4 protein-coding genes are annotated in these 6,809 nt (G+C 53.7%); all 4 read left to right on the plus strand.

Annotated features, from left to right (window positions below):
* The first annotated feature begins 411 nt into the window (after nt 1–411).
* The 4 genes from AZSI13_RS17360 to AZSI13_RS15030 are packed head-to-tail and all read left to right on the plus strand — an operon-like array spanning nt 412 to nt 6,760.
* Nucleotides 412–2,784, plus strand: a complete 2,373-nt coding sequence (locus AZSI13_RS17360) for a hypothetical protein (protein WP_133247330.1) — start codon at nt 412–414, stop codon at nt 2,782–2,784.
* 3 nt (nt 2,785–2,787) lie between these two features.
* The gene (locus AZSI13_RS15020; RefSeq protein ID WP_109042007.1) at nt 2,788–4,287 is read left to right on the plus strand and encodes an ATP-binding protein; all 1,500 of its coding nucleotides are present in this window, start codon (nt 2,788–2,790) and stop codon (nt 4,285–4,287) included.
* A 25-nt stretch (nt 4,288–4,312) separates the two neighbouring features.
* On the plus strand, nt 4,313–6,085 hold the full coding sequence (locus tag AZSI13_RS15025) for a TnsD family Tn7-like transposition protein (RefSeq protein WP_109042008.1): 1,773 nt from the start codon (nt 4,313–4,315) through the stop codon (nt 6,083–6,085).
* A gap of 24 nt (nt 6,086–6,109) precedes the next feature.
* The gene (locus tag AZSI13_RS15030; RefSeq protein ID WP_109042009.1) at nt 6,110–6,760 is read left to right on the plus strand and encodes a TniQ family protein; all 651 of its coding nucleotides are present in this window, start codon (nt 6,110–6,112) and stop codon (nt 6,758–6,760) included.
* Nucleotides 6,761–6,809: the final 49 nt, after the last annotated feature.

The raw sequence follows: 6,809 nt of genomic DNA on the forward strand, positions 1-6,809 counted from the left end.
ACGATGCGTCAACCACCCCATGTGGGTCAATTTTATGTTGATGGGTGTTGTCTTAGCGGGTCAGTTTTAGGTTGTTGTTGACATCGTCCCAATTTTGATGGCCGGTCAGCTGGAATGGTGTATGGAGCGTGCCAGTCTGGCCGATGTGCCGCACCTCGCCGAATGCGTTGATGAGTTCTCATACGAATTTGCAGCGCTGCCACATCTGTCCGTCTCCGATGCGGTGGCCCGTGCGTCCGAGAGCCAGAAGATGTCTCTCGAGGAAGGCTGGATGGTCTTTCGTCACTGTGCCTGGACTCAGGCGATTGACATCGATCTTTCTGTCCCGCTTCTAACCTCCTATCCTGCGCGTAGGAATGGTCGCATCCTTAGGGCGAAATTACGGGGCTCCCTATTTGAAGGGAGTGCGAAATGACGAACGTCGGGGTTGGCTTCATTTTCAGAGTGCAGGAGGACAACTGTACCGTCTGCCGCGGTCTCTATCGTGTCGTGGATGAATTGGGGGCGAATGATGGATTGGACAATCCTATCGTCGTAATACAAATTCCGGAGCCCCCGCCACCTAGGGAGACTGGCAAGAGGCAGCCAAGCTACTACGCTAAGGGGTTCAGATACGTACGCCTTGATACGCTGCATGAGTTGCTAGATGAACGGAAAGCCTTCCAGTCCGAGACATTGCCCATTCCTCCCTGGTGGGGAAAGTCAGATGCGGAACTACTCGCCGAATGTCCACGAAAGCGGTGGGTGCAAATTGGTGAAGAATGGGCCACTCCCGAGGTAGTAGCGCGGGAGGTGAAATGGCGGTTGATCGAACCGTTGATCGTTATGGCAGAAGCCAAGTTGGTGTCCAGTATCGCGGAATTAGATGCGTTGGTTCCTGCTCGAGCAAAGGCAGCCAAGATTGGCGCCAACCAGATTTATGACGCACTGCATCGCTACTATGCCTTCGGTCAGAACAAGGATGCATTGCTGCCTAATACGCCCAATAGAGGGGGGAAGGGGGGCGTTCGCTTTGGACGGAACGGCATTCGCTTAGGCGCTCCCAATCAAGCGAAAAAAGTGGGTAATAAGGAGCTGGAAGGGAAGATCTGTGATGAGCAGGATCGTCAAAACATACGTGACGGCTTTTTCATGTTCGCCCGGCCTGGAGTGTCACAAAAGGAACAGTTCATTGCCTTCAGTTCGACCTTCTACAGCGATGGTTACAAGAACGAGAATGGCCGCCAGCTTCCGCTACTCCTGCCGGCGAATCAGCGTCCCACCGAGCGTGAGTTCTTCTTCCATGGACCGAACAGTTCAGACCGTGAGACGGCTTTGGTTCGGATTATGGGGGAGGGAGAGTGGGCAAAGAACTACCGCCCGCTTGTTGGATCGGCCCGGGACGGAATTCACGCAATCGGGCAGGTCGGATCGATCGATGCCTCGCCGATCGATGTGAACCTGGTGGCATGCTTCGACAGTACCAGCCCAATCGGCGTGCCGCGTGGTCTCTTCGTCAGGGAAGCCCTTCTGGGGCTTTGGTGTGGAGCACATAACGTGATTGGTGGGCCTAGTACTGCAGATGCCAATCTCACGATCCTACGGGCAGCCCTTGGTAAGGAGAAGGTACTGGCTCGTCTTGGTCTGTCTGACATTTCCCCTGATGATTTTTCGAGTTTTCTATTTACTCGCCTACTATCTGACAACGGTGAGCTTCGCGCTATCGCTGGTATGGAAGCATGCGCGAAGAAGGTCCGAGTCTCAATCGAGTTTGTCGAAAGCGGGCGAGCCGACAGAAACTCACCGTCAGAAGGCGGACATCACGCACGGCACGCGGGAATCGATCATAAACTCCCCGGAACAACCTACGGGCGGAAGCCGAAGCGCGGAGAGGTGTTGCCAATCCGCAATGCGCTCTTATCTTTGTTTGGATACGAACGTTTGTTGTGGCAATGGATGCATTGGGCAAACACCAAACAACGAGTACCGCATCTAGTACCTACCGAGATGAAGCGTGCGATGGCCGGGCGGTCTTACAACCCCACCCGGATTGAAATCTATCGATGGGCAGAGAGAGAGGGGTACGTCAGCAAGCGACCGGTGGACGAACTATATCTGCGTTCGAATCTACTACCCACTTACACGGCGAGTGTGCAGCGGAACGGGCTGGTACTTCACCGGCCTGACACCGGAAACCGCGTTGAACTGCTCAAAGATGCGCTTTTCAATAGTGAGTACATTGAGCAGTCATGTCTGTATCACAACTTTGCGCACAACGAGCTACGGCATGTAGAGGTGAGGGTCGATCCAGATGATCTTTCCGAGATTCTTCTGGTTGATTCTCAGGGGATTCATCCCATTTCGAATATCTCCCGAGACGTAATCGTCGTACGTGAGTATTACGTCGCCGATTTGATCGCGAGCAACGAAGCGAACCGATTGAATCGGGTTGAAAGCCAGTCTGAGGACCATCAAGCGGTATCTGATCAACGGATGTCCAGGCTCGCTGAAGTCGATGACGCCCGTGAAAAACGGAAAAAAGCCGAAGCTGAAGGCCGTCGCACTGAGGCCAAGGTTAAGCGGGAGCGTGTGCGGGAAAACCAGCGGCAGGAAAAGGCTGCTCAGCTCGATCAAGCAACTAGGCGGGTTGCTAACCAGAATACTTCCCAGACCACGGAATGGCGCCAGAATCATTCCGATCCCGTTGGGCCGGCAGCCAATAACGTCGTTTCAATCAGTTCATCATCGAAACTAAGAAGTGCGCTCACCGAGCGACTGACTAAGTTTCAGGATACGGGGCGCTGACCTATGTCGATAGAACTCGGACAACTTACTGATGAGAGCCATCCGTTCTTGTCTCCCTTGGCTGCTGCATTACAGGTGGACGATATCTTGCCCCGCATCCGGTATTCGCCGCTAGATGGACTTGATGTGGCAAGCCTGAGCAATAGTGAGCGTCACGTCTTGCTCGATCTGATGCAGGAGCGGCTGTTTGAGCCGACGACGACTACCTTGGAGCTGGCAACGCGGCTATTCCGCATGATTCGTCGGGGGTACCTATCGAGAGATCCAAGGCAGTTAAGCATACGAAGGGAAACGATGGCGTTGGCCGCATGTAGCGGCAAGAAGCTTTCTGAGCTCCCATCGTCTTCAGCGTATGCGCAATGTATCCGCGTATCCGGAGAAACCGGAACAGGAAAAAGCTACGAGATTAAGAATGCATTACGACTGCTGCCGCAGTGCATCGTGCACTCAGAAAACAAGGCGGCTGGCTGGTCACACCAGGTCCAACTCGTGTGGCTATATGTCCCCATGTCGCATGATGGAACCCTCGGTGGGCTCTTACTAAATATCCTTTGTGCTATCGACGAAGCGGCCGGGACAAGCTATTCGACGCAACCTTCGCTCATCCGTTTGAGCAACGAGAAACTCGCTGTCCATGTTGGCATCATTCTCAGAATCCATGCAGTCGGTGTCCTGGTAATTGATGAAATTCAGCAGCGCAATTTCTCTGGAATGGCGCATGGCGGTCTGGCTGCTCTGTTCTTTCTCCGTCTGCTGAACTTCGGGATACCGATGGTCCTCATGGGCAATCCGTTCGGTCTAGGAGCGTTGGATCGCTATTCTCAAGATGTTAGACGCACGAGTTCGGCTGGATCGTTCGATTTCGAGCCCATCAGTTTAGATGACTTCGACTGGCACAAATGCATTGCGCCAGGCGTTTGGCGCTACTACGTACTTCCTGAGCCTATGACGTTCAGCGATCCGGGAGGAGAAATCCTATTCCAATATAGCGGCGGATTTCGCGACTATGCGTGCCGGATATGTCATTCAGCCCAACGACTGGCGCTCGATTTGAATGAACGAGCACTCACCGTGGAGCATCTTCAGCAGGCTTATGAGGGGGTCGATTTTTCGCAGAAGGATCGGGACCTCATCGAAGGATTCGTTCATCGCGACCCTATTCGTCTGCTGGATTTTGAAGACGTTCGCTGCGAGCACTATGCCCACAAATGGGGCTTGCTGAGCCAGACGAAAGACAATTCCAAAGAGCCAACGGCCGAGCAATACGGGAGCAAGTCGCCTCTGACCACCGAGTCGGAGATGGCGCCTCCGGAATCCGCTGGTCGGAAGAAGAATCCCCATGCGCGAGAGATGACCGCCGCAAAGCAGGCAGCTGCTAAACGAGCTAGCGCCGAGAAAAAGCGAGCTGAGGGAAAAGCCCTGTGTGACGGCGATGACCTCCGCAATGAAGGGCTGAAGAACTTTTTGATCAAGGGCTTTGATGCATTCCGAAACGTAGCCTGAGTCACCCACATAGAAGGGACTTTGTATGCAGTCAGCCTGCAGTGGTAATCAATCAGCATCTGCTGTCACGGTAATTCTGGAGAGGAGTCAGATTCTTCCGTTTTTCCCCGCATCACTACCTGATGAGTCGTTGGCATCTCGTGTCAGTCGCTTTCACATTGAGCGCGGAAACGCCAAAACTCTCGAGACGTATCGGGAGCTATTCGGCTCATCACCATTTGCAATGTCCAACTTATTCATGCCGCGAATTGAAGCGCTGGCAAAAAGAATGCCCGGTGACCTCAATGCGAACGTGGAAAAGCTAATCCATGAAGGTACCTTGCTCCCGATAACGCGGCTCTTTACCAGCAGCACAGCGACTTGGGCATCGGCTGATTATGTCCGCAGAAGCGTTGGCGAATCCGGCGCAACGCGAATTTGCCTCCAATGCATGAAGGAAGACGTGGCTCAGTTTGATACTGCGTATCTTCACAGGTCACATCAAATCCCGACAGTCACTGCCTGTTGGAGGCATGGGTGGAGGTTGCTGGACCATTGCCCAGAATGCGGCTGCCCTATCGAATCACCAAAAGACCTGACTCTCGCCCCCTGGCAGGGGTGTTGTTGCGGATATCAATTTGAACTGGCGGAGGTAGAGTCGTCTGCCTACGTGGCATCCAGTATAGAGAAGGACATTGCAAGGTTTGCAAGCCTTGTATTGGCCCGTGTGCCGAAAAGAATGCTGGCCGAGAACCTGCCCAGGGTTCTCCGCGAAAGGGCGCTCGAGCGAGGATTTCGCTGGGGCGCTGAGAAAGTCGACCGGCTGAGTCTTCAGGCGGCGATGGAATCCTACTACTCGCCGGAGCTCCTTGCCCGACTGGATCGAGCGTATGCGAAGGCGAAGACTGAGAATTGGTTCCACTTTCTCGGCTTAACGAAGGGGGCAATTGAAGGGCCATTAAGTAGGAACCTATTGCTCGCAAACTATCTGTTTCAGGACGCTGAGACATTTCTGGAGAGGCTGGCCGATATTGAGGCTCAAGGCCCCTATGTAGTCGCACATGAGGTACCCCCCGATAACGCATACGCTCCCACTCCGGTGAATCGTACCGCCGATGGAGTGAGTCTTCTCGTTGACCGACTGGCAAAGATCGCAATAGACCAAAATCTCGATATTGGCGATTTATGGCGTGATCACTATGGAGCCATGAAGCGAATCGCTATTGCCGGGTCGAAAGCGGGAATTGAAGCCTTGAAGAAAGTGATAGAGAGGCGAAGTGCTAAGCCTGCTAAGAAGCTGGTGCGATCATCGGCCAAGGTGCATCCGAGAGATGCTGATTGGGCGGAGGAAATCAAAAAAACTGCCGTTCGCCTTCTTAATGATTCTGACCGGCCGATGCGAGTTTCAACGGGATCGTTAGTTCGAAACACAGAGTTCAAGCCAGCTGCCTGGCCGGATGCGATCTGCTTCCCGCTAACTCGTGCAGCGTGTATTGAATTCCAGGAGTCTCAATGGCATTTCTATGCGCGGCGCGTGCTGTGGGCGATGGCTCGCCACCATGGAAAGGTCGTTGCTCGAAGTCTCATCACCGAAGATGCCGGGCTTGAACATCACCGCGCTACCGATGTTTATCATTACCTTGTTTCGTTGGCAGTCATTCCCGTTGCTCCTTTTAAGAAACAGCTTGAGGCTAAAGGAATCCATCTTGACTGGTCAGGTCCCTGCCCGGGGAAAGAGTATCGAAAGGCGGGGCGCGGCTATCAAAAGACCGGCGTAATAACCGCTTATGTACCACCGGAATTCGCTGGGAAGACATGAGCGGAAGCCTCGGTGGAAAAGTCAATGAGTACCGATGTCGGCCTATTAGATGACTATCCGATTAACCTGCCGTCACTGGTAGACGGTGAGACCTTGTACTCCTGGTGCGGGCGGTACCACCGATTAAGTGGCAATGTGAATGCTAGATATTCCTGTGTTCAGCTATTTGGGACCTCTCGTCCCTCGCTAAAGCATGATTTCCCGAAGAATCTGTTGGAGTTTAGCAAGAGAACTGGCAACTGCTTAGGCACCGCGGAAACCTTGGCGTTGGAAAGGACGCTACTGGGGTACTACGCTAATTTCATCTCACTACCACGCTACCAGAAGGCATTGGCAGCGGTTTGTAATCAGCGAGCGGCAGAGCCAAAACACCTGCTTGGGTTGATGGCCAGTCGGGTTGGTGCATCACATCCGTTGAAGGCTTGCCCTGAGTGCATACAGCATGACCTAGGTGAATTAGGGTTTTCGCGCTGGATTCTTGAGCATCAGTGGCCGTCCGTCTGGGTATGCCGCCATCACGGTATTCTGCTTCGGCGCTTGAAAAGCAGCGCTCAGCCACGGGAACTTTGGGACTGGACTTTGCCAGAGGATCACCCCGACAACGATTGGGAAAGTCTGCCGGACCTCAAGGCAGCATCAATTGGGCTGCTGCCGGTTCAGTGGGCACCGACCTAAGCTTTTATAGCCGCCTCGAATGCGATCGGACTGAGATAGCCCAGCGTCG

Origin of the sequence: Azospira sp. I13 (assembly GCF_003112695.1) — a bacterium.
Taxonomy (GTDB): Bacteria; Pseudomonadota; Gammaproteobacteria; order Burkholderiales; family Rhodocyclaceae; genus Azospira.

What these genes read in the sequence shown, in the direction of transcription:
- AZSI13_RS17360 (WP_133247330.1), top strand. Translation starts at nt 412, where the DNA reads ATGACGAACGTCGGGGTTGGCTTCATTTTCAGAGTGCAGGAGGACAAC.
- AZSI13_RS15020 (WP_109042007.1), top strand. Translation starts at nt 2,788, where the DNA reads ATGTCGATAGAACTCGGACAACTTACTGATGAGAGCCATCCGTTCTTG.
- AZSI13_RS15025 (WP_109042008.1), top strand. Translation starts at nt 4,313, where the DNA reads ATGCAGTCAGCCTGCAGTGGTAATCAATCAGCATCTGCTGTCACGGTA.
- AZSI13_RS15030 (WP_109042009.1), top strand. Translation starts at nt 6,110, where the DNA reads ATGAGTACCGATGTCGGCCTATTAGATGACTATCCGATTAACCTGCCG.